This is a genomic window from Paraburkholderia sp. SIMBA_054, from assembly GCF_046534875.1.
GTDB lineage: Bacteria > Pseudomonadota > Gammaproteobacteria > Burkholderiales > Burkholderiaceae > Paraburkholderia > Paraburkholderia hospita.
The window spans coordinates 17,772-43,188 of sequence record NZ_JAWRXV010000051.1 but is presented as its reverse complement, the minus strand read 5'-3'; the positions used below and the strand labels follow the sequence as shown (position 1 = coordinate 43,188).

Below are 25,417 nucleotides of genomic sequence, written 5' to 3'. Positions count from 1 at the left end.
CGCGTGATTCAGTGCCGTCGATTCTACTTCAGCTTCGCCGCGTTCTGGCCCCTCCGCGTTGTTACGCGGATAACCGCGCCAACCTCGCCTCATAAGCTTTCAGATGGCTGTACGCGATACGCAGCAGCGACAACACGCCGTCCTTCTGCGCCTCGCCGCCACGCGCAATCAGATCGCCGACGATATGATCGGCCTCGATCCGCGACTGCCCTTCGATATCGCGCAGCATCGACGCCGTCAACGCCGAGCCATCCGCAAACAGAATGGTCTGCGCACGCGCATTGGACGCCTCGCCGATGGCATAACCGTTCGCCGCCGCGACCGCCTTGCATTCGGCCAATATGCCTTCGATCACACGCCGCCCATCCGGTGTCTTCAGAATGTCGCCGATCGCGGCACGGTGCAGACAGGTGTTGGCCGCAAGCGTCGCGAGGAACACCCACTTCTCCCACATCTGCTGAAGGATGTTGTCGGACGCCGTCGAGTCGAAGCCCGCACCATCGAACGCCGACGCAACCGCTTGCACGCGCTCGCTCAGTCCACCGCCGAGCTCGCCGAAGCCAATCGCATGCATGTCGTTCAGATGCACGATTTCGCGCTCGCGATTGAGCGTCGCGGCAATCACGCACTGCCCGCCCAATACCTTCGTCGCGCCGAATCGCTGCTTGAGCACATCGATATGACGCATTCCGTTCAGCACGGGCAGGATCATCGTCGATTCGCCGACAGCGGATTCGAACGATTCAATCGCATCGTCCAGGTTATACGCCTTGCAGCTCAGCAGCACGAGATCGTATGGCTGCGCGATCTGATTCGCGAGCACGGTCTTCACCTCGCGCAATGTCACATCGCCGCGCGGACTTTTAATGACGAGCCCGAAGTGCCGCAGTTCTTCAGCGCGCTTTTCGCGCACGAGAAACGTGACATCGCGGCCCGCCTGCACAAGACGTCCGCCGAAGTATCCGCCCACAGCGCCCGCGCCCACTACGAGAATTCGCATTGCTCCTCCATTGGTCCGTTTGCGTGGCGTACGCCATGCGCATGCAGTATGTCGCAAATCGACGATGCCCGCAGCGGACTTGCGTGTCCCGCTGCGGGCATCAGAACAGCAACGAAAACCGCGTCAGATAATTTCCAGCGCGAGCGCAATGCCCTGCCCGCCGCCGATGCACAACGTCACGATGCCGCGCTTGAGGCCATCGCGGCGCATCGAATGGATGAGGCGCGTCGTGAGCACCGCGCCCGTTGCGCCGATGGGATGACCATGCGCAATCGCGCCGCCTTCGACATTCACGATGTCGAGCGCCAGCCCCAGCTTCTGCGCAACGGCAAGCGGCACGGCAGCAAACGCCTCGTTGATCTCGACACGTTCCACGTCGCCGAGTTTCCAGCCCGCGCGTTCGAGCGCGATCTGCACGGCGGGCACAGGACCGAGACCGAACATGCCCGGCTCGACGGCTGCGATGCCGAACGAAACCAGACGCGCGGACGCTTCAATGCCATGCACCTCCGCATAGTCACGCCCCGCGACGATCATCGCCGCTGCACCGCTATTGAGGCCTGGCGCATTGCCCGCCGTGATCGTGCCATCGGGACGAAACGCGGGGCGCAGCTTCGTGAGCGTCTCGATCGTCGTGTCGGGACGCGGCTGCTCGTCGCGCGCGAACTGCACCGTGCCCTTGCGCCCTGCGATTTCGACAGCGACCAGTTCCGCGTCGAACACACCCCGCTCCTGCGCGGCAGCAAAGCGCTGCTGCGAGCGCGCCGCCCATTCATCCTGCGCGGCGCGCGTCAGTTCTGCCTTGCTCACGAGGTCTTCCGTGTGCCAGCCGGAGTGCTCGTTCGAGAACGCATCGACGAGGCCGTCGCGCAGCATGCTGTCGTGCACCTGCGCATTACCCATGCGGTTGCCCCAGCGTCCACTTTCGAGCAGATACGGTGCGCGGTCCATGTTCTCCATGCCGCCCGCGACAGCCACATCGCCGAGTCCGAGCGCGATCTCCTGCGCCGCCGACACGATCGCCTGCGCGCCCGATCCGCACACGCGGTTCACCGTCAGCGCGGGCACCGAGACAGGCACGCCGCCGCCGATCGCCGCCTGGCGCGCGGGGTTCATCTTGTTCCCCGCCTGCACGACGTTACCCATCACCACCGACGACAACGCCTTCGCATCGAGCCCGCCGCGCCGCAGCGTCTCGCGCACGACAGCCGCGCCCAGCTGCACGGCAGGCACTTCTTTCAACGACCCGCCGAATGCGCCAATCGGCGTGCGGACGGGATGGGCAATCACAATATCGCGAGCATTCATCGCTATTCCTCAGGTTGAAGGACTACGCTTCGATGCCTCGCGCAAACGAGGCACTTTCATTCCACTTCATTTCGATTTAGTTAGACGCGACATCCGTCGATGGCTTCGCCTTCGCAACATCGCTATTGGCCGGCACATCCCAGCCACCGCCGAGCGACCGATACAGCGCAACAGCCGCCTGCGCATGCTCGCGCTTCGCCTGATTCAACGATTCTGCGTCGCGCAGATAGGCCTCTTGCGCATCGAGTACATCAAGGAAGCTCGACGCCCCGCCCTTGTACAGCTCAGTGGAAAGCTTCAGCGCCTGCCCCGATGCTCCGAGCGCGCCGCCGAGTTTCTCGACCTGCGCGTCGCCGTTGACGAGATCGCTGCGCGTGTCCTCGATTTCCTTCAGCGCGTTCAGCATCGTCTGCTGCAAGCCGAGTTGCGATTCGCGCATGCGGCTCTCGTTCTGCTCGATGTGCGCGGTAATGCGGCCCGCGTTGAAGATCGGGCTCGTCGCGTTCAACGCCGCGCTAAAGAGGTTGTCCGTCAACGTCGGCAGGCCGAGATACGACGACGCGAGGATGCCGTCGGTCAGGCTCAGATTGAACTTCGGATAGCGGTCCGCTCGAGCGACGCCCACTTCGGCCGCGCGCTGCTCGACGGTTGCGTAGGCGGTGCGCACATCCGGGCGGCGCAGCAGCGCTTCGGACGGCAGCGTCTGCGGCACGCTTTGCGCAGGCACGGGAATCGGATGCGCCTCGCTGAGCAACAGGCTGTCGACGCTTTCCGGCGTGCGTCCCGAGTACACGGCGATCAGACTCATGTCGTGCTGAATGTCCGAGCGGATCTTCGGAAGCTGTGCCTGCAAATCCTGCAACTGGTTCTGCGCGCGCGCCACGTCGAGCTGCGTCGACAGCCCGTATTTGAGGCGCTGTTGCGTGAGCTTCAGCGCGCGAGCGCGGATTTCCTCGTTGTCGTTGACGATCTGCAATTGCGACTGCGCCCAGCGCAAGTCGATATACGCGGCGGCCGCGTTCGCAGCCAGCGCGAGCCGCAATTCGTTCAGCGCCGATTGACGCCCCGACACCTGCGCCTGCGCCGCGAGCACCGCAAGGCGTTCGCCGCCGAATACATCCGGCTGCCACGAAGCCGTCAAGCCGATACCCGCCTGCTTCACATAGCCAAGCGGCGGCGGCGTGTTCTGCCGCTCATACGCAGCCGTCGCGCCCGCGTCGAGTTGCGGCGCGAGTGCTGCGCGCTGCTGCTTCGTGACCTGCTGCGCCTGCTTCACGCGCTCGACAGCGGCTTTCACGTCGAGGTTGTCGTTGAGCACGATGTCCACGAGCTTGTGCATCGCCGGGTCGCCGAATTGCGACCACCACTGGTCCGCATCCACGGTATCTTTCGGCGCGTCGACGCTCCATGCGTCCGGGGCGACGGTCTTCACCGTCTGCGGCAAATCCGCGTGCGTCTCGGGCTGTACGGCGCACGCGGCGAGCGTCATGGCGGCGGCAACGGCGAGCGCTTTGGCTACGATCGTTTTCATGTCGGGTTCTTCCAATCATCGGATGTGTTGATGGCTTTCGCGTGGTTCAGTGCGCTTCAGTGCGCGTCCGGCGGCGGCGCGGTAAGACCGAAAGGCCGCGAGAACAGCACGCTGATCAGGCCTACTGCGAAGCACAGCGAGACCGCGAGGAACGTGTCGGAGAACGTCAGCACGAGCGCTTCGCGCATCAGCAGCGAATGCAGCGATGCGAGACCCGCCGACGCGCCGTTGATCACGTCGCCACCGACCGCCGAGAAATGCGCGGCCTGATTGCGCAGCATCGCTTCGATCACCGGGCGGCCAGCCGTCACGTGTTCGTCGAGCCGTTCGTAATGCAGGTTCAGGCGGTCGTTGAGCATCGTGCTGCACACCGCAATGCCGATCGCGCCGCCCAGGTTACGCATCAGATTGAACAGGCCGCTCGCCGACTTGAGCCGCGAAGGCGGCAGCGAACCGAGCGCCATCGTCACGATGGGCGGCACGCAGAACTGCTGGCCGACGCCGCGCAGCACCTGCGGAATCAGCAGTTCGTGCCACCCCCACTGGTTCGTCAGCGGCACATACAGGTAGCAGCCAACACCAAAGCAGATCAGGCCGAACACCATCAGCAGACGCATATCGACCCTGCGCGCGAGAAACGAGTACGCCGTCAACGCGACCAGTTGCGCGCAACCGACCGACAGCAGCGCGAGACCGATCTGCAGCGAATCGAAACCACGCACACGGGACAGAAACACGGGTGTCAGGAACACCGTGCAGAACAGGCCGATGCCCGTGATGAACGACAACAGGCTGCCGATACCGAAGTTGCGAATTGCGAGCGCCCTCAGATCGACGATCGGCTCTTTCGCCGTGAACGCATGCACGAGAAACAGGAAGCCGCAGATCGCGCAGATCCACGCGCAGAACAGAATCGCGTTGTCGCCGAACCAGTTCTTGCGCGGCCCTTCTTCGAGCACATATTCGAGGCAACCGAGAAAGCCCGACATCAGCACGATGCCCAGATAGTCACCCGTCTTGAGCAGCGAGACATCGGCGTGATCGACGTTGACATAGCGCGGCACGAGCACCGTGACGAGCACGCCCGGCACGAGGTTCAGATAGAACAGCCAGTGCCACGACCATTGATCGGTGATCCAGCCGCCAATCACGGGGCCGATCGTCGGCGCGAGCGACGCGAGTGCACCGATCGTCGTCGCGGCGATGATCCGCTGCTTGCCCGGAAACAGCATGAAGGCGGTCGTGAACACGGTGGGGATCATCGCGGCGCCCGCTGCGCCTTGCAGGCCGCGGAACAGGATCATCGAGTTGATGTCCCATGCGAGCCCGCACAGCATGCTCGTGATGGTGAAGCCCAACGCGGAGGCCGCGAACACCCAGCGCGTCGAGAACACGCGCGTGAGCCATCCGGACATCGGAATCACCATGATTTCGGCGATCAGATACGCGGTCTGCACCCACGAGAGTTCATCCTGGCTCGCCGACAGGCCGCCGCCGATATCCTTCAGCGACGACGCCACGATCTGGATGTCGAGCGTCGCCATGAAGAAGCCGAGGCACAGCAGCGAGAACGCGAAGACTTTGGTTGCGGTCGGCAGATCGGCCGGGTTTGCGGGTGCGGATGTCGTCTTGCTCATGATGGTCGCGGCGTCCGTGGGTTACGAAGCCGAGCGGGCTGCGTCGTGGCTCGCGTCTGCGTCGGAGCGCAGATGCACCTTCACCGTTGCCGAGAGGCCGGGGCGCAGCACGCCTTGCATCTCCTTCGGCACCGACAGCCGCACACGCACCGGCACGCGCTGCACGATCTTCGTGAAGTTGCCCGTCGCGTTCTCCGCGGGCAGCACGCTGAAGGTCGCGCCTGTCGCCGGCGCAAGGCTCTCGACCACGCCTTCGATGGGATGGCTCGACGCATCCAGATCGACATCGACGGTGTCGCCGACCTTCATCTTCTTCAGCTGGTCTTCCTTGAAGTTCGCGTCGATCCACAGTCCGCTAGCGGGCACCACCGTCAGCAGCGACACGCCGACATTGGCCAGCACGCCCACGCGCGCCGTGCGATTGCCGACATAGCCGTCGATGGGAGAACGGATCGTCGTGTACTCGACGTTGAGCGCGGCGACACGTTGCGCCGCCACGGCCGTCGCGATGCGGGCATGCGCGTCGTTGATCTGCGCATCGAGCACGGGCAACTGACGCTGCGCCGCCGTCAACGCGGCGCTGCTGCGATCCACGGCGGCATGCGCTTTCGCGAGGTCCGCGTCCGCGCGCTCGACGACCTGGTTCGACACCGCATCGTCCTTCACGAGTTGGCGGTAACGCACCGAATCCGACGCGCTGCGCGTGAGTTCCGCGCCCGACGCACGCACTTCGGCGGATTGCTCGTTGATCGTCGCGAGTTGCAGCGACTTCTTCGCTTCGAGCTCCGTCACGGCCGCTTCCGCGCTCGCAACTTCCGCATTGGCCTGCGCGAGGCGTGCATCGTAATCGCGTGCGTCGAGGCGAATCAGCACCTGCCCCGCTTTCACATACTGGTTGTCCTGTACCAGCACGTCGTTGACGAAGCCGTTCACCTTCGGCGCAAGCACGGTGACGTCGCCGCCCACGTAGGCATCGTCAGTGGTTTCGACAAAGCGGGCCACGAAGAACCAGTAGGATGCTGCCGCCGCGACAACGACGACGACGGTGATCACCGCCAGCAGCATCCACGGAATGCTGCGCGTCTGTTTCGCGGCGCCGACGACGCTCGGCGGAGCAATAGAAGGAGTTGTAGACATGGCTCTATGTGCGTATGCACTGGGAATCGTTGAAAAAAAGCGCCTGGAAGCGCCCGCTTTATTGCCTGAAAACGTGAGTGTTAGCGCTTGGTCATGTCGAACAACTCTTCGCGCAGACTCGCTGCACGCTGCGGTCCGAAACGCTGCTCGAATTCTTCCTGCGCCGCGAACCAGTGGTCGCGCGCCGCTTGCAACCGTTCTTCGCCTGCTGTCGTCAGCATCACCGTCAACACGCGGCGATTGCTGCGCGACGCTTCCGTGAACAGGAGCCCGTCGCGCTGCAGCGGCTGGATCGCGCGGACCAGCGTAGTGCGTTCCATCACCATCGAGTCGGCGAGCTCCTTCATCGTCATCCACTTCCGGCGGCGCAGCCGGCACATGATCGAAAACTGCGTGGTTTTCAGCCCCACCTGACCGAGATGACGGTCGTATAGCTGCGTCACGTAGCGCGCCGCCTGGCGAATCGCAAAGCAGTCGTCGTTGGGCGAAACCTGTATTTCTTCAGTGTCAGTTTCTACGTGCATATGCACACCATGGAATCGATTTCGTCGAGCGCGCGATACAACGCGCTAAAAGAACAACCGGATTACGAAGTCAGATTGAACAGCTCGGCGCGCAGTGCCTTCGCGCGGCTGCGACCGAACTTGCTTTCGAATTCGTCCTGCGCGGCGCGCCACGCGATGGCGGCCTGCTCGAACGTTTCCTTGCCCGCTTTCGACAGGCTGAACTGATAGGTGCGGCCATCGTGCTCGGACGGCTCGCTGAGCACGAGGCCATCGCGCTGCAACGGCTTCAGCGCGCGCACGAGAGTGGTGCGTTCCATCACCATCGTGTCGGCCAGCTCGACCATGGTCAGGCCAGGCTTGCGGGCGAGCTTCGCGACGATCGTGAACTGCGCCGCCGTCAGGCCAACCTGGCCGAGATGGCGTTCGTAGATCTGCGTGACGAACCGCGCCGCCTGGCGCAGCGCGAAACAGTTGCAATCGTCGTGAGAAATGGGCTTGCTCATGAGAAGGAAGTCTATATGTGCGTATGCACGCTGTCAAATCGCGTTGTGATACGCCGGATGAAATTCATTGTTGCTCACAGCGCCAACACGCTGACGGCCACCTCGACGCGATGCGCGCCGCCGCCAAGAATCATGCCGCGCAGCAGCGAAACGTCGCTGTAGTCGCGGCCGATCGCGAGCGTCACGTGGTCCATGTCGGCGAGCACGTCGTTAGTCGGGTCCAGATCGATCCAGCCGCTTTGCGGGCAATGCACCGACACCCAGGCATGCGATGCATCGGCGCCGATCAGGCGTGGCTGTCCCGGCGGCGGATCGTTGCGCAGATAGCCGCTCACATAGCGCGCAGGCAGGCCGAGCGCGCGCAGGCAGCCGATCATCACCTGCGCGAAGTCCTGGCAGACGCCGCTTTTCATATCGAACGCACGTTCGGCGGGCGTATCGAACATCGTCGCCGACGGCTTGTAGTCGAAATCCGCGTAAATGCGATGCATCAGATCGATCGCGCCCGCGACGATCGGCGTGCCGGGGCGGAAGCTGCGCAGCGCGTAGTCGCGCAACGATGGCTTGAGCGCAACGTTGGGCGACGCGAAACGGAACTCGACCTGCGGATGACACTCGCCGCCCGCGCGAAACCGCAGCGAGTCCGCCACCTCTTCCCATTCGGGCGTCGCGTCGGGATCGAGATCGCGCCAGCGCGGCGTGAGCTGCACGGTCGTTTCGCTGACCATTTGCAGGCGTTCGTGCGGTGCGTCGAGCGCGAAATACAGCACGTCATTGCCGAACGCGTCGATGCGGCTATGCAGATACGAAGGCGACGGCTCGATGCGCTCCGTATGCGCGACCACGCGCTGCCACGAGCAAGCGAGCGGGCGGATCGTCGCGAGATGCTGCGCGGTTTCGACGAGCGTCGAATAGTGATAGGTCGTGCGGTGCGACACGGACAGCAGCGTCTGCGCGTCCTTCATGACGACACCTGCGGGGCCAGCGTGTTCGCGTGGCTGAAATAGCGCGCGCTGATTTCATTCGCCGCTGCCGTCATGCTCATCGCGAGGCGGTCGCACAGCGCGATCAGTTCCTCGTACATGCCGCTGTCGTCGGTCGTGCACAACTGTTCCAGCGAGGGCAGCGTGCTCACGTCCGGCAGCATGTCGTTGAAACGCCGATGGCGCGTGTTGCCCGCCGCCATCGAAATATCGTCGAGCTTCGAGCACAGCCGCGCGTACACGCCGTACAGTCCGCGCGGATTGGTCGGCTCGATCACGAGCAGATCGATCAGCGCGGGCACTTCGAGGCGCCCTGGATACAGCGAGCGATACGTGAGCGTGCTGTCGAACAGTTGCAGCAGCAGATCGAACGCGGCGGGCGTTGCCAGCTGGCGCTGCATCGCGACGACGCGCAGTATCGACGTCATCGCCCACACGCGCTCGATATGCCGGCCCGCGAACATCAAGCGCCACGCTTCGTCGCGCGTCATGCGGTCGCCTTGTGCGCCGCTGATCGCCGCGAGCTGCGTCGAAAGATGTTCGAGCGCGTTCATCAGCGACACGCGGTTGTAGCGTGCCTTGCCGCGCGAAGACGCATTCGACGACACGGCCGCCGCCGGCGTCAGTTCGTGCAGCGCGTCGCGGAAGTCGTTGCGCGCGGCGAGCGTGATGCGCCAGTGATCGTTCGAAAGCCGGCCGCGTATCTCGCCGCTCGCGCGCGCCTGGCTCGCGAGATTCTGGCCGATGCTATAAGCGCCCGTGTTTTCGTGCAGATTCGCAACCAGCGTGCGCTCGAACGCCCGCAGCGACTGGCCCGCCACGATGTCGCCCGGTTGCACGAGGCCGTATTGCAGCGCGAGCTCCGCGAGCGTCCCGAACATGGTGTCCGCGCCGTTGCTTTCCAGCGAGCCGAGAATCAACCGCAGCAGCCGCACGTTGTTTTCCGCACGCTCGCCGTACCGGCCGCTCCAGAACAGGTTCTCCGCCGCGCGGCTCGACACCGTGCGATGCTTGCGCGCGAGATCCGCGGGCTTGAGCGGCGAAGGCAACAGCGTGAAGGTCGAATTCGGATGGCTCGACAGCACCCACGTATCGACGCTGCTGCCGCCGAACTGCATCGACACCGACGCCTGCCGCTCCCCCGCGAGCCGCGTGAAGCCGCCGGGCAGCACGTGCCAGCTGCCGCTCGCATCGGCGACAGCGATGGCGCGCAGCACACTCGGCCGGTTGCCGAGCGTGCCGTCTTCGTAGCGCGGCGTGCACGAATACGGCAGCGGCTGCTGGATCGTGAACGCATCAGGCGCGCGCTCGATGCGGCTCTTCCACGCGTCGAGCCGCTGCGCGCCAGGCGCGATGCCAGGCGGCCCGTCCGGCGTGCGCGTGGGCCACGTCGGTTGCAGGAAGGCGTCGTCCATGTTCCCGAACGCATGCTCGCGCGCGGCGTCCTCGCCGCACCACCACGTCGACACGCCGTTGAGCAGCAGCGGCTCGTTCAGCAAGGTCTGCGCGATGCCCGGCAAAAAACCGTGCATCGCCGGCGATTCGAGAAAGCCCGAACCCGGCACGTTCGACACGATCACATTGCCCGCGCGCATCACCTGCAACAGCCCCGGCACGCCGATCGTCGAGTCGGCGCGCAGTTCGACGGGGTCGCAGAACGCGTCGTCGAGGCGCCGCACCACGACGTGCACGCGCTCCAGACCCGTGAGCGTCTTCAGATACAGCATGTCGTTGCGCACCGTCAGGTCTTTGCCTTCGACGAGAGTCACGCCCAGATAGCGCGCCAGAAACGCATGCTCGAAATAGGTCTCCGCGAACGGCCCCGGCGTGAGCAGCGCGATATGCGGCGCGCTGTCCGTCTTGCCGTTGCGCATCGTCGCGCGCGCCCATTCGGCGAGCGTCGCGATCAGCGTGGAAAACGTCGGCGCAAGGCGGCTCACGCGCAATTCGCGGAACGCGTCGGCGAATACGCTCGACACGATCATGCGGTTTTCCAGTGCGTAGCCGAGGCCCGACGGCACTTCGGTGCGATGCGACACGACCGTCCACTCGCCACTGGGCGCACGCGCCAGATCGACGCCGATCACCTGCAGGAACTGGCCGCCCGGCGGCGCGAAGCCCTTCACGGCCCGCAGATAGCCCGGGTGCCCATAGACGAGCGCGGGGGGCAGCTTGCCTTGCTGCAGCAACATCTGCGGACCGTACACATCGGCGACGATCGCGTTGAGCAGCTGCGCGCGCTGCTTCACGCCGCGCTCGATATGCGCCCACTCGTCTTCGCCGATGATGAACGGCAGCAGGTCGAGCGACCACGGGCGCGGCTCGCCCTTGTCCGCGTAGACGTTGTACGTGATGTCGTTGTCGCGCACCTGCTGGGCGATCGATGCGCGCCCCGGCTCCAGACCCGCGATGCCTTCCTCGCCGAGCAACTCGAAAAAGCGCCGCCATGGCTCGCGCAGCGCGCCCGATTCGTCGCGCAGTTCGTCCCAGTGGCCTTCGCGCACGTCGAGCAACGGCAGCGAGCGCAGCAGCGCCAGCGCGTCGGGATGGCCTGCTGCCGCTTCGAACGGAAAGGTCGATTGAAAAGCCAAGATGTCGTCGCGAGTCTGTCGTTATGGGCTAAGGTTGAAGCAGCGGCTTACCAGTGCCGCAAATCCAGCGTGAACGGAAACTCCAGGCTGCGCGGCGGCGCTTGCGTCACGAGCGGCCCCGGCGTGTGGCCCGTCGTGAAGAAGCGCGAGCGTCGCCGGCTTTCCGCTTCGTACGCGTTCACCGGGAACGTCTGATAGTTGCGTCCGCCCGGATGAGCGACATGATACTGGCATCCGCCGATCGAGCGTCCCGTCCAGGTATCGACGACATCGAACGTCAGCGGCGCATCGACGCCTATCGTAGGATGCAGCGACGACGACTGCTCCCATGCGCGGAAGCGCACGCCCGCGACGAATTCGCTGATGCGGCCCGTCGGCTGCAGCGGCAGGGACACGCCATTGACGCTCACGACATGGCGATTGTCGTTCAGCCCCAGCACCTTCACTTCGAGCCGCTCCACCGACGAATCGACATACCGCACCGTGCCGCCCGCCGCGCCCTCTTCGCCCATCACGTGCCACGGCTCCAGCGCGCCGCTGATCGTCAGCGACATGCCGTTCGCGTGCATCTCGCCGATGGCCGGGAAGCGGAACGCGAAGTGCGGCGCGAACCATTCGCTGTCGAACGCGTAGCCCGCACCGCGCAGATCGGCAAGCACATCGTCGAAATCCATCTGCACGAACGTGCCGAGCAGGAAGCGGTCGTGCAAGCCGGTGCCCCAGCGCGTGAGGGGCGTGGTGTACGGCGTCTTCCAGAACTTCGCGACCAGCGCGCGAAGCAGCAGTTGCTGCACGAGACTCATGCGCGAGTGCGGCGGCATTTCGAAGCCGCGCAGTTCGAGCAGGCCAAGTCGGCCCGTCGGGCCATCGGGTGAATAGAGCTTGTCGATGCAGAACTCGGCGCGGTGCGTGTTGCCCGTCACGTCGATCAGGATGTTGCGCAGTGCGCGGTCGATCATCCACGGCGGCAGTTGCGCGCTACCCTGGCCACCGAGCAGATCGATCTGCCGTTGCAATTCGCTGAACGCCAGTTCGAGCTCGTAGACCTGATCGTTACGTGCTTCGTCGATACGCGGCGCCTGGCTGGTTGGCCCGATGAACAGCCCGGAAAACAGGTACGACAGCGACGGATGGTTGTGCCAGTAAGCGACGAGGCTTGCGAGCAGATCCGGGCGGCGCAGGAACGGACTGTCGGCAGGCGTCGCGCCGCCGAGCACGAAGTGATTGCCGCCGCCCGTGCCCGCATGGCGGCCGTCGAGCATGAACTTCTCGGTGCTCAAATACGTCTCGTGCGCAGCGTTGTAGAGGAACTCGGTGTGATCGACGAGTTCGTTCCAGTTCTTCGCCGGATGAATGTTGACTTCGATCACGCCGGGATCGGGTGTCACTTGCAGCACATGCAGACGCGGATCGCGCGGCGGCGGATAGCCTTCGATCACGACGGGCATCTTCAGCTCGGCGGCCGTGGCTTCGATCGCGGCAAGCAGGTCGAGATAGTCGTCGACTTCAGTGAGCGGCGGCATGAAGACGTGCAGCAGCGCACGCCCATCGCCCAAGGCGTCGGCCTCCACTTTCGGGCCCGCCGCGCGCGCCGGACTGCGCACCTCGACGCACAGTGCCGTGCGGATCAGCGATGCTGCCGATTCGCCGCGCTCGGGAAGGCGGTCCTGAGGCAGCGTGCCTGTGCCGTGTCCGCTTGAGCCCGCGCCGCGTCCACCGCCTGATCCGACACCGCGACGAGCGTCGTACGACACACCTTCATACTGCATCCGCAATTGCGCCGACGTGCGTAGCGGCGCGGGTTCCGCAAACGGATCGTGCGCATGCTGGTACGGATAATCTTCCTCCGCAACCCACGGCAGCGAATCGAGCGGCAGGCGCAAGCCCATCGGCGAGTCGCCGGGAATCAGGTACATGCGCGCGTCGCGGAAGAACCACGCGCCGCTCGTCCAGCCCGGGCCAGTCGTCGCGCGGGCCAGCGGCAGCACATAACCCGTTACGCCCGACAGCCCCGCCTCGAACACGCGGCGCAACCGCACGCGCTCCATTTCGTCGTCGAGACGCGAATCGAACGGATCGACGTTGACGGGCAAGCGGCGCTCGCGCCACAGGTAGTACCACGTGTCCTCGTAACCAGGCTGCGCGTACTCGCTGTCGACGGACAGCTTGCCGGCGAGCCGCGTGATGAAGCGGTGCGCATCGTCGGATGTATAGCGGCCGGGGCTGCGCTCGTCGGCGAACAGCGCCGGATCGTTCCAGCACGGCTCGCCGTCCGCGCGCCAGTACAGCGACAGCGCCCAGCGCGGCAACTGCTCGCCCGGATACCACTTGCCCTGGCCGATATGCAGAAAGCCGTTCGCGCCGTAGTGGCCGCGCAGCTTGTCCATCAGCGCGACGGCATAACCGCGCTTGGTCGGGCCGAGCGCGTCGGTGTTCCATTCAGCGGCGTCGCGGTCGCGCACCGACACGAAGGTCGGCTCGCCGCCCATCGTCAGGCGCACGTCCATCGCGCCGAGCTGGCTGTCGACGTGCGCGCCCATCGTCAGCACGCGGTCCCACGCGGCTTCCGTATAGGGCTTGGTCACGCGCGGCGTTTCGAGCACGCGCGTGATCGACATCGCGTGCTCGAACTCGACTTCGGACTCGTCGACGGCGCCCGAAATCGGCGCGGCGCTGCCCGGCTCCGGCGTGCACGCGACGGGAATATGGCCCTCGCCCGCGAGCAGGCCCGAGGTCGGATCGAGGCCGATCCAGCCCGCGCCGGGCAGGAACACTTCGCACCACGCGTGCAGGTCGGTGAAATCGTATTCGGTGCCGCTCGGGCCATCGAGCGACTTGGTATCGGGCGCAAGCTGCAGCAGGTAACCCGACACGAAGCGCGCCGCCAGCCCCAGCTGGCGCAGCGTCTCGACCAGCAGCCAGCCCGAATCGCGGCACGAGCCTGACCCATTGACGAGCGTTTCCTCAGGCGTCTGCACACCCGGCTCCATCCGGATCAGATAGCGGATGTCGTGCTGCAGACGCTGGTTCAGCTCGACGAGGAAATCCGCTGTGACACGCGGCGAACGGTCGATGCTCGCGACGAACTCCTTGAAGCGCGGCGTCATTTCGCGTTTGACGAGATATGGCGCCAGTTCGGCCGCAAGCTCAGGCGCGTACTCGAACGGAAACTTTTCGGCGGCCGGCTCCAGGAAGAAATCGAACGGATTGTAGACGGCCATTTCCGCGACGAGATCGACCGTGATCTTGAACTCGGGCGTGCGCTCGGGAAACACGAGCCGCGCCTGGTAGTTCGCGAAGGCGTCCTGCTGCCAGTTGATGAAGTGCACTTCCGGCTCGACGCGCATCGAGTACGACAGGATCGGCGTGCGGCAATGCGGAGCCGGGCGCAGCCGCACGACCTGCGGCGACAATCCGACGAGACGGTCATAGCGGTAATGCGTGACATGGTTCAGCGCGACACGTATGGACACTCCGGACTCCTGGGCGGGAAAGGCCGATAAGGGGGCAGACGCGAAAAGCAAGCTCTATGCCGTTGAGCGTGAAAACGCAGCCGTTGCTGCATTTGCAGCTATCGCATTGTCACGTGGCGGCCTCATGCTTCAAAGGACTTCGAATGACAAAGCACGCGTGCCACGCGACCGACCACACGCACCAAAGCGGCGCATGCGGCGGGTCATTCGCGCACGTAATGTGCGCAAGACCCACGACGTTATAGCGAAGCGGCATGAAGATTGCGGGAACCTCACGCGCGCGGATGCTGCTATAAACGGCGCGCTGCACGTCCGCCTGACACACATCTCATCCACTGCACGACGACATAAACGTAAACGGATTGAAGCGATGAAAGCCTTCCATTGCAACCGGTGCGACCAGCGCGTGTTCTTCGAAAACGTATTGTGCGAGCGCTGCGAGGCGTTGCTCGGCTACGTGCCCGAACTGGCCGAAATCAGTGCGTTCGAAGACGCGGGCGATGGCCAGTGGCGCAGCCTGCATCCCGACGTCAAAGGCAAGCTGTTCCGTCAATGCCACAACTACGCGGTCGAGAACATCTGCAACTGGATGCTGCCCGCCGACGATCCCGAAACGCTGTGCCGCTCATGCCGTCTCACGCACACGATCCCGAATCTCGCGGAACCGAACAACCGGCTCTACTGGTACCGGCTGGAGACCGCGAAGCGCCGCCTGCTCTATACGCTCGAATCGCTCGGCCTCGCGATCGAATCGCGCCAGGTCGATCCCGACAACGGCCTCGAATTCGACTTCCGCGAGAACACGGGGGACGGCGAGGCGGTGATGACGGGACATGACAACGGCCGCATCACGCTGAACGTGGCCGAAGCCGACGACGCGCACCGCGAGAAAGTCCGCACCGACATGCGCGAGCCGTATCGAACGCTCCTGGGGCATTTCCGCCACGAGTCGGGGCATTACTACTTCGAAAAGCTGGTTGCGGGGACGCACTGGCTCAAACCGTTTCGCGAGCGCTTCGGCGACGATCAAGCCGACTATCGCGAAGCGATGGACAACTACTATCGCAACGGCGCACCCGCCGACTGGGAAAACAGATTCATCAGCGCGTACGCGACGATGCATCCGTGGGAAGACTGGGCCGAAACGTGGGCGCACTATCTGATGATCGTCGAGGTGATAGATACGTCGACGGCATACGGGCTTGCGCTGCTGCCGCCCGCGCCGAACGAGCCGTCGCTGACCGACCAGACGCCCGTCGAGGAAGCGAGCTTCGATAACCTGATGAAGCGCTGGTTTCCGCTGACGGACGTGCTGAACAGCCTGAACCGCAGTCTCGGCATGCCGGACGGTTATCCATTCGCGCTGGCGCCGCCTGTCGTCGACAAGCTCCGTTTCGTGCATCGTGTGATCGCGCAGGCGTCGGCGCGCAAGTAGTCACGCACAAGCCGCGCACGCGCGGCCAGCCTCGCGTTGCAGCCTGCCGCGAACGCGCGTTACTTCTTCTGCAGCAGTGTCTTCAGCTCTTCGACGTTCTCTTCGACGCGCTTCGCGATCACCGCATACGAATCGGCCTGCGTGCGATACGCGGCTTGCGTGAGCTGCTGCATGTCCGCGAGCGCTTTGTGCAGCGTCTGCTGGACGAGTTCCGCGGTCTGCGCCGACGGCACACCGCCGGAGGCTGCCTGCTTCTGCGCGACATCCTGCAGCTCGGATAGCGTCGAACGCAGCATTTCGGCCTGCTTCTGCGCGAGCGCCTGAATGCCCTGCACGGCCGTCTGATTGGCGGCGATCAGAGCCTCGACGTCCTTGCGACGCGCTTCCATCACGGCCGGCACGTCGAATCCGGGCAGCTTGAACTGTTCGAACAGCTTGTTGAACTCGGCGAACGGATTGGCGGCGTCAAAGGGTTCCATGCTTGATCTCCACAGGGTGCTTCGGTGGGTTGGGCATGTGCCTCGAAGGCTTGACGCAGGCACATGGCACGATCATGCCCGTTAATGCGGCAATGTGCCAGCGACCAACGCGGACGCCAGCAGCCATGGCGGCCTTGCTATGCCCATTTCATATCACGCTATGATGCAGTGCAACTATGCACAGCGTACGGGTTTTCCCTGCACTTACAGGCCCGACAAGCGTCCGCCGGGCGGGCGTTACGCGGGATTTATATCACGTTGGCATATATCCATGACGACAAATTGTTTCCTTTCTGACAGCTTTTCCCTTAACTTACGCCTGCCCGTTTCCCTCAACAGAACAATATCTTGACCCGTTCCCCTTTTTTCCAGTGGCTGGCTCGCTTTTATCCCGCCGCGATGAACGTCAAATGGCCCGAGCGCATGCGCTCGGCGCTCGGCGCGTTGATCGGCATTGCGTTCACGGGCGGCAGCATGCATCTGCTGCTCGGTCCGAACGTGAACATTCCGCTGCTGGTCGCGCCGATGGGCGCGTCGGCCGTGCTGCTGTTCGGCGTGCCCGCCAGTCCGCTCGCGCAACCGTGGTCGATCATCGGCGGCAATCTGGTGTCGGCGACGGTGGGCGTGGCCTCCGCGATGCTGATCTCCGATCCTGTCGCAGCGGCGGCGCTCGCGGTGGGCGTGGCGATCGCCGCGATGTTCGCGCTGCGTTGCGTGCACCCGCCATCGGGCGCCGTCGCGTTGACGGCCGTGGTGGGCGGACCCGCCATTCATGCGCTCGGCTTTCGCTTCGTGCTCGAGCCGATCCTGATCCAGTCGGCGGCGCTGCTCGGCGCGGCGCTCGTCTATCACGCGGTGACGGGCCACCGCTATCCGCACGCGACGCGCGCCGCGCCGTCCGTGCCGCAAGCGCCCGCAACGGGCAACAGCATCACGCGCGCCGACCTCGAAGCCGTGCTGAACCGGCGCGGCGAACTGCTCGACATCGACCCTGACGACCTCGAAACGCTGTTTCGCGAAACGCAGTTGCAGGCCTACGCGCGCACCTTCAGCGAACTGGCATGCCGCGACGTGATGTCGGCGCCCGTCGTCAGCGTCACGCCCGACAGCACGTTGCGCGCCGCAGCGGACCTGTTACAGCGTCACTCGATCAAGGCGCTGCCCGTCGTCGACAAGCGTCAACACGTGGCCGGCATCGTCACGCGCGCCGATCTCGCGAACAAGCCGAAAAGCGCAGACCTGCGTCTGATGGAAGCGCTGTCGGCGCGTCTCTTCAAGCGCGACGCGACACGCGGGCGACTCGTCAGCACCGTCATGACGACGCACGTGCGCACCGTCTCGACCAGCACGCCGATCGTCGAACTGGTGCCGCTCTTCGCCGACGACGGCCACCATCACATTCCCGTGATCGACTCGCATGACAGGCTGGTCGGCATCATCACGCAGTCCGATCTGATCGCGGGTCTGTACCGGCAGACGCAGATGCAGGCTCAAGCTCAGGCTCAGGCGCAACAGCGCCCTGCTGCCTGAGCGCGGCCATCGCGCGCCGCTTGAATCAAAGGTCCTGAAGATACCGAGTGGCGATGCGCAGGCATCGCCATTTATATCATTTTGTGATAGATTTTTTGTTTTCCCTTGCGCGGCCATCGACATGAAAGTTCTTACACGCACGTTGAACAAGGCGGACTACGAACAGCTCTCTGAGTTTCGCTATCAGATGCGGCGCTTCGAGCGCTTCTCCGAGCAGGCCGCGCAGGGCGAAGGCATTACGCCGCTGCAGTATCTGTTGCTGCTGCATATCAAGGGCTATCCCGATCGCGAATGGGCCACCATCGGCGAACTGGCGGAGCGGCTGCAGGCGCAGCATCACGGCGTGGTCGCGCTGGTATCGCGCTGCGAAGCGCTGGAACTGGTCAAGCGCAAGGTCAGCGAGACCGACCGCCGCCAGGTGGAAGTGCATCTGCTGAAAGCAGGAGAAAAGGTGCTGGCGCGGCTTGCGGAACTGCATCGCGCCGAGCTGCGCTCGCTCAAGGGCGCGTTCACGATTCCGCAAATCGATCTCTGATTCCGGCCTCCAGTTTGAAAGCGACACCGCATTTGACACACCACTCATGAGCGACATCTCTCACAAGCGGGACTTTTCCAGCAACTCGCGCTTGCCCGGCATTTCCGCGCTGGCGGCGGGCATCGGCCTGCTCAGCACGCTTGCCGCATACGTGCTGCTGAGCCTGATTCATCTGTTCACCAACTTGTTTTTCTTCGGCAGCTTTTCGTTCGTCGACCGGTCGCCTGCCACGAATACGCTCGGCGCGTGGGTGATCGTGATTCCCGTGATCGGCGGATTGATCGTCGGCATGATGGCGCGCTTCGGCTCGGAGAAGATTCGCGGGCACGGCATTCCCGAAGCGATCGAAGCCATCCTGTTCGGCAAGAGCCGCATGTCGCCGAAGGTCGCCGTGCTCAAGCCTTTGTCGTCGGGCATCGTGATCGGCAGCGGCGGCCCGTTCGGCGCGGAAGGCCCCATCATCATGACGGGCGGCGCGCTCGGCTCGCTGATCGCGCAGTGCGTGAAGGTTACCTCTGCGGAGCGCAAGACGCTGCTCGTCGCGGGCGCCGCCGCGGGCATGACGGCCGTGTTCGGCACGCCCGTCGCCGCCGTGCTGCTCGCCGTCGAATTGCTGCTGTTCGAATGGCGGCCGCGCAGCTTTTTGCCTGTCGCGCTGGCCTGCGCTGTGGCCGGTTTCGCGCGCGCGATCTTCTTCGGCACCGATCCCCTGTTTGCGCTTCAAACCGCGCCGCCGACGGCCATTTCGCTCGTGTCGTGCGTCATCGCGGGGCTGTTGTCGGGCGCGCTCGCATCAGGCTTGTCGGCGGCGCTCTACAAGACGGAAGACCTCTTTCACAAGCTGCCGCTGCACTGGATGTGGTGGCCTGCCATCGGCGGGCTGGCGGTGGGTATCGGCGGATTCATCGAGCCGCGTGCGCTTGGCGTCGGCTATGACGTGATCGGCGATCTGCTGCATCAACATATCGCGTTGCAGGTCGCGGTGGCGATTCTCGTCGTGAAGGCGGTGATCTGGGTGATCGCGCTCGGCTCCGGCACGTCGGGCGGCGTGCTCGCGCCGCTGCTGATGCTCGGCGCGGGACTCGGCACCGTGCTTGGTCACGTGCTGCCCGGCAACGAGCCCGCGCTGTGGCCGCTCGTCTGCATGGCCGCGACGCTCGGCGCCACGCTCGGCGCGCCGCTGACGGCCATCGTGTTCGCCTTCGGCCTCACGCACGACAGCAACGCGCTGCTGCCGCTGCTCGCCGCGACGCTGGTCGCGCACGGCTTCGCGACCGTCGTGATGAAGCGCTCGATCATGACCGAGAAGATCGCGCGGCGCGGTTATCACATCTATCGCGAGTACGGCGTCGATCCACTCGAACGGCATTACGTCGATGAAGTGATGACGCAAAAGGTCGATTCGATCGACGGCACGCTCAGCGTGCGCGACGCGCTCGCCGCGTATTTCGGCGCGACGCAGAAGCGGCGTGCGTATCCCGTCCTGCGCGCGAACGGCGCAGTGCTCGGCATCGTCGACCGCGCGATGCTCGATGCCGTGCGCGAAGGCGCGACGCCACATACGCTCGATACGCCGCTCGCCGACGTGCTGCAAGGCGGGTCGCCGCTCGTCGCGCTGCCCGATGAAACCTGCCGCCTCGTCGCGACGCGCCTGGCCGTGCATGATCTTGAGCGGCTGCCTGTCGTCGTCGATCGCGATTCGATGCAACTGCTCGGCGTCGTGTCGCGCAGCGATCTCGTGAAGCCTTCTGTCGCGCACTTCGAGGAGGAGCACAAACGCGAGCGCTTTCGGCGTCTGAGCTTCACGTCGGGCAAAAAGCATTTCCCACCCGTGCGCAAAACGCGCACGCACGGCTGAAGGTTGAACGAAGTTCTACAGCAACAGCAGTGAAGCGCGTGCCCCGGAACAGCCTTCCGGTTCGTGACATCTAACTCCTCGAATCGTGCCCGAGCGCCTGCCCTTCATGAAGACGGCAGGCCGCACATCTTCCTGGAGGCTTCAGATGAAATCCGCACGCTGGTTCCTGCTCACCGCGCTTGCAATCGCAGGCGCTCCCGCCTGGTCCCAAGGCTCAGGTCCGACCGATCCGCAAATCGCCGCCATCGTCGTCGCCGCGAATCAGGCCGATATCGACGCGGGCAAGCTCGCCGAATCGAAGACGCATTCGAAGGACGTAAAAGCGTTCGCGCAGCAAATGGTCACGGACCATACGGGCGTCAACAAGGCGGCCGTCGATCTCGCGCACAAGCTCGGCGTCAAACCCGAAACGAATCCGACCAGCGACAGCCTCAAACAGGGCGGCGAAGCGAACATCGCGAATCTGAAGCCGCTGCAGGGCACGAAATTCGATCGTGCGTATATCGACCATGAAGTCACGTATCACCAGAACGTGATCGATGCGCTCGACAAGACGCTGATCCCGTCCGCGCAGAACGCCGAACTGAAAGCGCTGCTAGTGAAAGTGAGGCCCGCGTTCGTCGCGCATCTCGAACACGCGAAGATGGTGCAGGCATCGCTGCCGCAAGCGCAATGAGCAGCGTGCGCAATGCTGTGCTGTGCGGGTTCGCAATGGCCTCGTGTGCGTTTGCAGTGCCCGCGTTTGCCGGCGCTTATGTCGTGACGATCGAGCAGATGCGCTTCGACCCGCCCATGCTGACCGTGCATCGCGGCGACGAGGTCGTGTGGGTCAACAAGGATCTCGTTGCGCACACGGCAAGTACCGACGCAAAAGGCTTCGATTCCCGCAGCATCGCGCCCGACGCAGCATGGCGCTACCGGGTCAGCACGCCTGGCCGCTATACGTACCGCTGCATCTTTCATCCGACGATGCATGGCACACTGATCGTCGAACCGGCACCATGACGACATGAAGAGCGACACGATGAACGGCATGACGGCGCGAGCCGCTTCTACACCACGTTCCGACGATGACGACGCGGCGATCGTGCGCCGCATCGTGGCGGGCGACCGCACCGCATTCGAATTGCTGATGCGCCGCCACAACCGGCGTCTCTATCGTCTTGCGCGCGCCACGCTGCGCAACGATGCCGAAGCAGAAGACGCATTGCAGGACGCGTATCTGAACGCCTACCGGTCCATCGCGCAGTTTCGCGGCGATGCACGGCTCTTCACATGGCTCTCGCGTCTCGTGCTGAACGAATGCTTCGGGCGGATGCGCCGCGAAGCGCGACGCCAGAACGTGCTGCCGATGCTCCACGATTGTCCCGACGACGAGCACATGTCATCCATCATGGACACGCTGAACGCCCACGACCACCACGCGCCCGACCAGGCGGCGGCACGCGCGGAAATTCGCGCGCTGCTCGAACGAAAGCTCGATGCGCTGCCTTCCGGCTTTCGCACCGTATTCGTGCTGCGTTCGGTTGAAGAGATGAGCGTCGAAGAAACGGCGCAATGCCTCGATATTCCCGAAGCCACGGTGCGCAGCCGTCATTTCAGGGCGAAACTGCTGTTGCGCGAATCGCTTGCGGACGAAGTGGAAAAGTTGGGACCGGCGCTATTCGAGTTCGGCGGCGCGCATTGCGATCGTATCGTCGCTTCGGTGCTGGCGCGATTGCGCGACGAATAGCGGGAAAAACACCATGGCGCGAAGACCCGGTTTGCTTGTGATCGTCGCTTTCGCTGCTTCCGTCTTCAGCATTGAAGCGCAAGCTCAAGCGGAACGCATCCGCATCGAATCGGGCACGTACGGCGCGAATTGCGGCGCGGCAACAGGTAACGCCACGCGCGATCTCGCCAAGCACTGCAACGATCGCGCGACCTGTCGCTACATCGTGAACACGCGGCTCTCTGCAACGCAGCGAGCGTCATGCGCGCGCGATTTCACCGCAGAATGGACCTGCGATCACCGTGAGTTTCATCGCGCGAGGTTGAGTGCCGAAGCGGGCAACGGCAGCTCGCTGGTCCTCACATGCGTACCTTCGACGGGCGCAGGCAAGTGATCTGAACAGTCAGGCTCACAGGTCCAGCGTCAGGCTCGCACGCTCCCCTTCCACAACGGGATGCGCCATACAAATCAACGCGCAACCGTCCGCGACTTCCGCTTCGATTTCGCCGTCGTACGCGACCTGTCCCGACAACACTTTCGTCGAACACGTGCCGCACATGCCTGAACGGCAACTCGATTGCGCTTTGATGCCGTGCTTTTCCGCGAGATCGAGCAGGCTGCCATGCTTCGGCAGCCATTGGACCGTGCGTTGCGAGCGCGCGAACGTCACTTGCGCGCCGCCTGCTTCGGATTTTTCTTCCGCGACGGGTTCGGCCAGCGTCAGCGTGCGCTTCACGCTTGCAGGGCCGAACGCTTCGAAACGAATGCGTTCGTCAGCGATGTTCAGCGCGCGCAAACCTTCATACAGGTCGCGCATGAACTGCTCGGGGCCGCATAGATAGAAATCGTAGTCGTCGAACGGCAGCGCGCGCTTCAACGCGGCGATGTCCACGCGCCCTTGCGTGATGCCTTCGGCAGGCTCACTCGCCGCGCTGTCGAACAGATGCATCGACACCAACGGATAACGCGCCGCCACGTCTTTCAGATGCGCGCTGAACGGACGATCGCGATCGCTGCGCGCGCCATGAAAGAAGAACAGACGTTTTGCCTGACTATCGCCCACGACGCGCGCGTTCAGTTCGTGATGGAGCATCGCGATCATCGGCGTGATGCCGATGCCGGCGGAAATGAACACCGCCGGCCGTGGGCTGCGCGCGTCGAAGACGAATGCGCCGCGCGGCGCCATCGCCTCGATCTCCAAGCCCGCCGCGAGATGGCCGTGCAGCCAGTTCGATGCGATGCCCTCACGCTTCACGCTGATCCGGTAGTGATGCGGATCGTGCGCGTCGGACAGCGTATAAGTGCGCGTCAGCGGCGCATCGCGTCCTTCGACGGGCACGCGAATCGGTAGATACTGGCCCGGCTGATACGCAGGCAACGGCGCGCCGTCGGTGGATTCGAAATAGAACGAGCGAATCGAAGCCGTCTCTTCGACGACAGCCGCCACCTTCAGCTTGTGCCACGGCGACGCGGCAGCTGCCTTGCGAATTGCTGCTGCGAACTGTGGCGCGTATTCGACATCGGACCAGCGAAACGGCAGCACGCCCTTGCTGCGCCGCACTTCCTGCACATGGAAACGCATCAACCTTTCGGCGCCTTCGAAAGCGGCCAGTTCGGCGCCCTGCCAGATGATCTCGGCGCGCACTGCGAGATACAGCAGATCACCGCTCGCGAAGTCGATGAACAGCAGGCCCGCGCGCGGATCGTGCAGCAGATTGCCGATCGTGTTGAAGAACTTGTTGCCCGTGAAGTCGGGCGTAGTGAGCGTCGCCGCGTCGTCGATGTGCACAAAACCCGGCGCGCCGCCGCGATGCGACACGTCGACGCCGCGCGCAAAGCCCGCGTCGTCCGCCATATTCGCGCTCGCGATGAAGAAGGTGTCGGCGCGCGCGAGGAACGCGCGGTCCGCGTCGCTCAAATGCGTCGAGATTTCCTGCGGCACTACAACGCCACCTTCAGCACGGTCGATGAAAGTCGGCACACGCCCCTGAATGTACTTCGCGCAGTTGCCGAAGCTCTGGGTCACTTCGAGCGTAACCATATCGCCGTCCACGCCCGTCACGACGCCGTTGATCCGGTTGCGCCGCCGCGTATGCGGCTGGATGCCGAGGCCGCCGATCATCGCGCCCGTCTGCCAGCGCGGACCGAGCGGATCGCCGGGCAGCGCGCGGCTGTCGATGCGCAGCGTGCGCGCATCCGGCGACGACACGAAGCCCGGTTCGCCCGTGCGAATCGTCGCCCACGGCTGCCCGCTCGCATCGACGCCGCCGAACACCATGAACGGCTGCTGCGCGAAGAACTGGCGGTGCTGGTCCGGCATGTAGCGGCGAATGCTGCGCCGCCCCGACGAGTTCGCCTGACTGTCCACGCCTGCGAGCCGCTGCGCGGCGAGTTCGTCGGCGTGAAACGGCGAGGTGTCGAGGCCCCAGCCGTTCAGAGGAATGAAATCGGACATGTCAGGCTCCTGCAGGCAATACGTCAGCGTGTTGCGTCGTACGGAACCGCTCGTCGCTGACTACTCGGCGAGCAGCCCCGCCTTCGTCGCCGGCATCGCGATGAAGCGCGGCAGCGCCTCCACGCGGCGCAACCACGCGCGAATGTTCGGATACGGCTCCAGCGACACGCCGCCTTCCGGCGCGTGCGCGATATACGTGTGCGCGGCGATATCGGCGATCGTCACGTGCTCGCCTGCTGCGAACGGCTTCGCGGCCAATTCGCGGTCGATCACGTCGAACAGCTTCACCGCGATGCCCTTCGCCGTCTCATGATTCAGCGGCGCGCCGAACACGGTGACGAGCCGCGCCGAGCACGGACCAAACGCAATCTGTCCCGCCGCCAGCGACAGCCAGCGCTGCACGGCAGCCGCGCCGAGCGGGTCTTCCGGCAGCCACGACGCGTCGCCGTAGCGCTTTGCCAGGTACACCAGAATCGCGTTCGAATCGAACAGCGTCACATCGCCGTCCTGGATGGTGGGCACCTGGCCGAACGGATTCAGCGCCAGATACTCCGGCTTGCGGTTGTCACCGGCGCGCATGTCCAGTTCGATCACTTCGAACGGCAGGTCGAGCAAAGTCAGGAACAGCTTCACGCGATGCCCATGACCCGACAGCAGGGTCGTGTACAGGCGGATCGGCTGGGCGGGCTTGGCTGCGGGCATTCGTCACTCCGGGTTCAGTCATGTTGGACAATAGGAGGTTAAT

The 25,417-nt window shown here is 64.4% G+C and carries 21 protein-coding genes; 8 read left to right on the top strand and 13 right to left on the bottom strand.

The features are described from left to right. Positions 1-61 precede the first annotated feature (61 nt). The 10 genes from panE to SB822_RS40860 all read right to left on the bottom strand — a co-directional run bounded on the left by panE (position 62) and on the right by SB822_RS40860 (position 14,669). Positions 62-1,000, bottom strand: a complete 939-nt coding sequence (panE, locus tag SB822_RS40905) for a 2-dehydropantoate 2-reductase (protein WP_079487378.1) — start codon at positions 998-1,000, stop codon at positions 62-64. 123 nt (positions 1,001-1,123) lie between these two features. Beyond that, a complete protein-coding gene (locus SB822_RS40900; RefSeq protein ID WP_410857367.1) occupies positions 1,124-2,308 on the bottom strand; it encodes a thiolase family protein in 1,185 nt (394 codons plus the stop codon). Positions 2,309-2,384: 76 nt separating this feature from the next. After that, positions 2,385-3,839 (bottom strand): efflux transporter outer membrane subunit, encoded by a 1,455-nt coding sequence (locus SB822_RS40895; RefSeq protein WP_007747297.1) that lies wholly within the window; start codon positions 3,837-3,839, stop codon positions 2,385-2,387. A 56-nt stretch (positions 3,840-3,895) separates the two neighbouring features. Beyond that, entirely contained in the window at positions 3,896-5,476 is a 1,581-nt protein-coding gene (locus SB822_RS40890; protein ID WP_007747294.1) for a DHA2 family efflux MFS transporter permease subunit, read from the bottom strand. 21 nt (positions 5,477-5,497) lie between these two features. Continuing rightward, complete coding sequence (locus SB822_RS40885; protein WP_007747292.1) at positions 5,498-6,613, bottom strand: HlyD family secretion protein; 1,116 nt, start codon at positions 6,611-6,613, stop codon at positions 5,498-5,500. An 80-nt stretch (positions 6,614-6,693) separates the two neighbouring features. Next, on the bottom strand, positions 6,694-7,137 hold the full coding sequence (locus SB822_RS40880) for a MarR family winged helix-turn-helix transcriptional regulator (protein ID WP_410857366.1): 444 nt from the start codon (positions 7,135-7,137) through the stop codon (positions 6,694-6,696). 62 nt (positions 7,138-7,199) lie between these two features. After that, entirely contained in the window at positions 7,200-7,622 is a 423-nt protein-coding gene (locus tag SB822_RS40875; protein ID WP_007747272.1) for a MarR family winged helix-turn-helix transcriptional regulator, read from the bottom strand. A 74-nt stretch (positions 7,623-7,696) separates the two neighbouring features. After that, positions 7,697-8,587: a transglutaminase domain-containing protein gene (locus tag SB822_RS40870; RefSeq protein ID WP_007747270.1), complete on the bottom strand. Its 891-nt coding sequence runs from the start codon at positions 8,585-8,587 to the stop codon at positions 7,697-7,699. Further along, on the bottom strand, positions 8,584-11,196 hold the full coding sequence (locus tag SB822_RS40865; RefSeq protein WP_410857365.1) for a circularly permuted type 2 ATP-grasp protein: 2,613 nt from the start codon (positions 11,194-11,196) through the stop codon (positions 8,584-8,586). Before SB822_RS40865 ends, SB822_RS40870 begins: the two co-directional genes overlap by 4 nt. Positions 11,197-11,243: 47 nt before the next feature. Then, complete coding sequence (locus SB822_RS40860) at positions 11,244-14,669, bottom strand: DUF2126 domain-containing protein (protein ID WP_410857364.1); 3,426 nt, start codon at positions 14,667-14,669, stop codon at positions 11,244-11,246. Between the two features lie 370 nt (positions 14,670-15,039). Here SB822_RS40860 and SB822_RS40855 point away from each other — a divergent pair, with 370 nt between their 5' ends. Continuing rightward, positions 15,040-16,104, top strand: coding sequence for a putative zinc-binding metallopeptidase (locus SB822_RS40855; protein ID WP_079500732.1), 1,065 nt, complete (start codon positions 15,040-15,042; stop codon positions 16,102-16,104). 59 nt (positions 16,105-16,163) lie between these two features. On the opposite strand, the gene SB822_RS40850 is transcribed toward SB822_RS40855, so the two are convergent. After that, the gene (locus tag SB822_RS40850) at positions 16,164-16,583 is read right to left on the bottom strand and encodes a phasin family protein (RefSeq protein WP_042314373.1); all 420 of its coding nucleotides are present in this window, start codon (positions 16,581-16,583) and stop codon (positions 16,164-16,166) included. A gap of 399 nt (positions 16,584-16,982) precedes the next feature. On the opposite strand from SB822_RS40850, the gene SB822_RS40845 reads away from it, so the two are divergent. From SB822_RS40845 to SB822_RS40815, 7 genes are all read left to right on the top strand, one after another. After that, entirely contained in the window at positions 16,983-18,113 is a 1,131-nt protein-coding gene (locus tag SB822_RS40845) for an HPP family protein (RefSeq protein ID WP_094298036.1), read from the top strand. 121 nt (positions 18,114-18,234) lie between these two features. Beyond that, complete coding sequence (locus tag SB822_RS40840) at positions 18,235-18,648, top strand: MarR family winged helix-turn-helix transcriptional regulator (protein ID WP_007747257.1); 414 nt, start codon at positions 18,235-18,237, stop codon at positions 18,646-18,648. 46 nt (positions 18,649-18,694) lie between these two features. Next, entirely contained in the window at positions 18,695-20,506 is a 1,812-nt protein-coding gene (locus tag SB822_RS40835) for a chloride channel protein (protein ID WP_410857363.1), read from the top strand. Positions 20,507-20,651: 145 nt separating this feature from the next. After that, positions 20,652-21,182, top strand: a complete 531-nt coding sequence (locus SB822_RS40830) for a DUF4142 domain-containing protein (RefSeq protein ID WP_410857362.1) — start codon at positions 20,652-20,654, stop codon at positions 21,180-21,182. Further along, positions 21,179-21,511, top strand: coding sequence for a cupredoxin family copper-binding protein (locus SB822_RS40825; protein WP_007747250.1), 333 nt, complete (start codon positions 21,179-21,181; stop codon positions 21,509-21,511). The genes SB822_RS40830 and SB822_RS40825 overlap by 4 nt, the downstream gene beginning before the upstream one ends. 4 nt (positions 21,512-21,515) lie before the next feature. After that, positions 21,516-22,238 carry an RNA polymerase sigma factor gene (locus SB822_RS40820; RefSeq protein WP_410857361.1) on the top strand — a complete coding sequence of 241 codons (723 nt, stop codon included), beginning with the start codon at positions 21,516-21,518 and terminating at the stop codon, positions 22,236-22,238. A gap of 13 nt (positions 22,239-22,251) precedes the next feature. After that, positions 22,252-22,611: a hypothetical protein gene (locus tag SB822_RS40815; protein WP_410857360.1), complete on the top strand. Its 360-nt coding sequence runs from the start codon at positions 22,252-22,254 to the stop codon at positions 22,609-22,611. A 15-nt stretch (positions 22,612-22,626) separates the two neighbouring features. Here SB822_RS40815 and SB822_RS40810 read toward each other — a convergent pair whose 3' ends face one another. Further along, a complete protein-coding gene (locus SB822_RS40810; RefSeq protein ID WP_410857359.1) occupies positions 22,627-24,672 on the bottom strand; it encodes a pyridoxamine 5'-phosphate oxidase family protein in 2,046 nt (681 codons plus the stop codon). Positions 24,673-24,732: 60 nt separating this feature from the next. Beyond that, positions 24,733-25,374: a glutathione S-transferase family protein gene (locus SB822_RS40805; RefSeq protein WP_410857358.1), complete on the bottom strand. Its 642-nt coding sequence runs from the start codon at positions 25,372-25,374 to the stop codon at positions 24,733-24,735. Between the last annotated feature and the right edge of the window lie 43 nt (positions 25,375-25,417).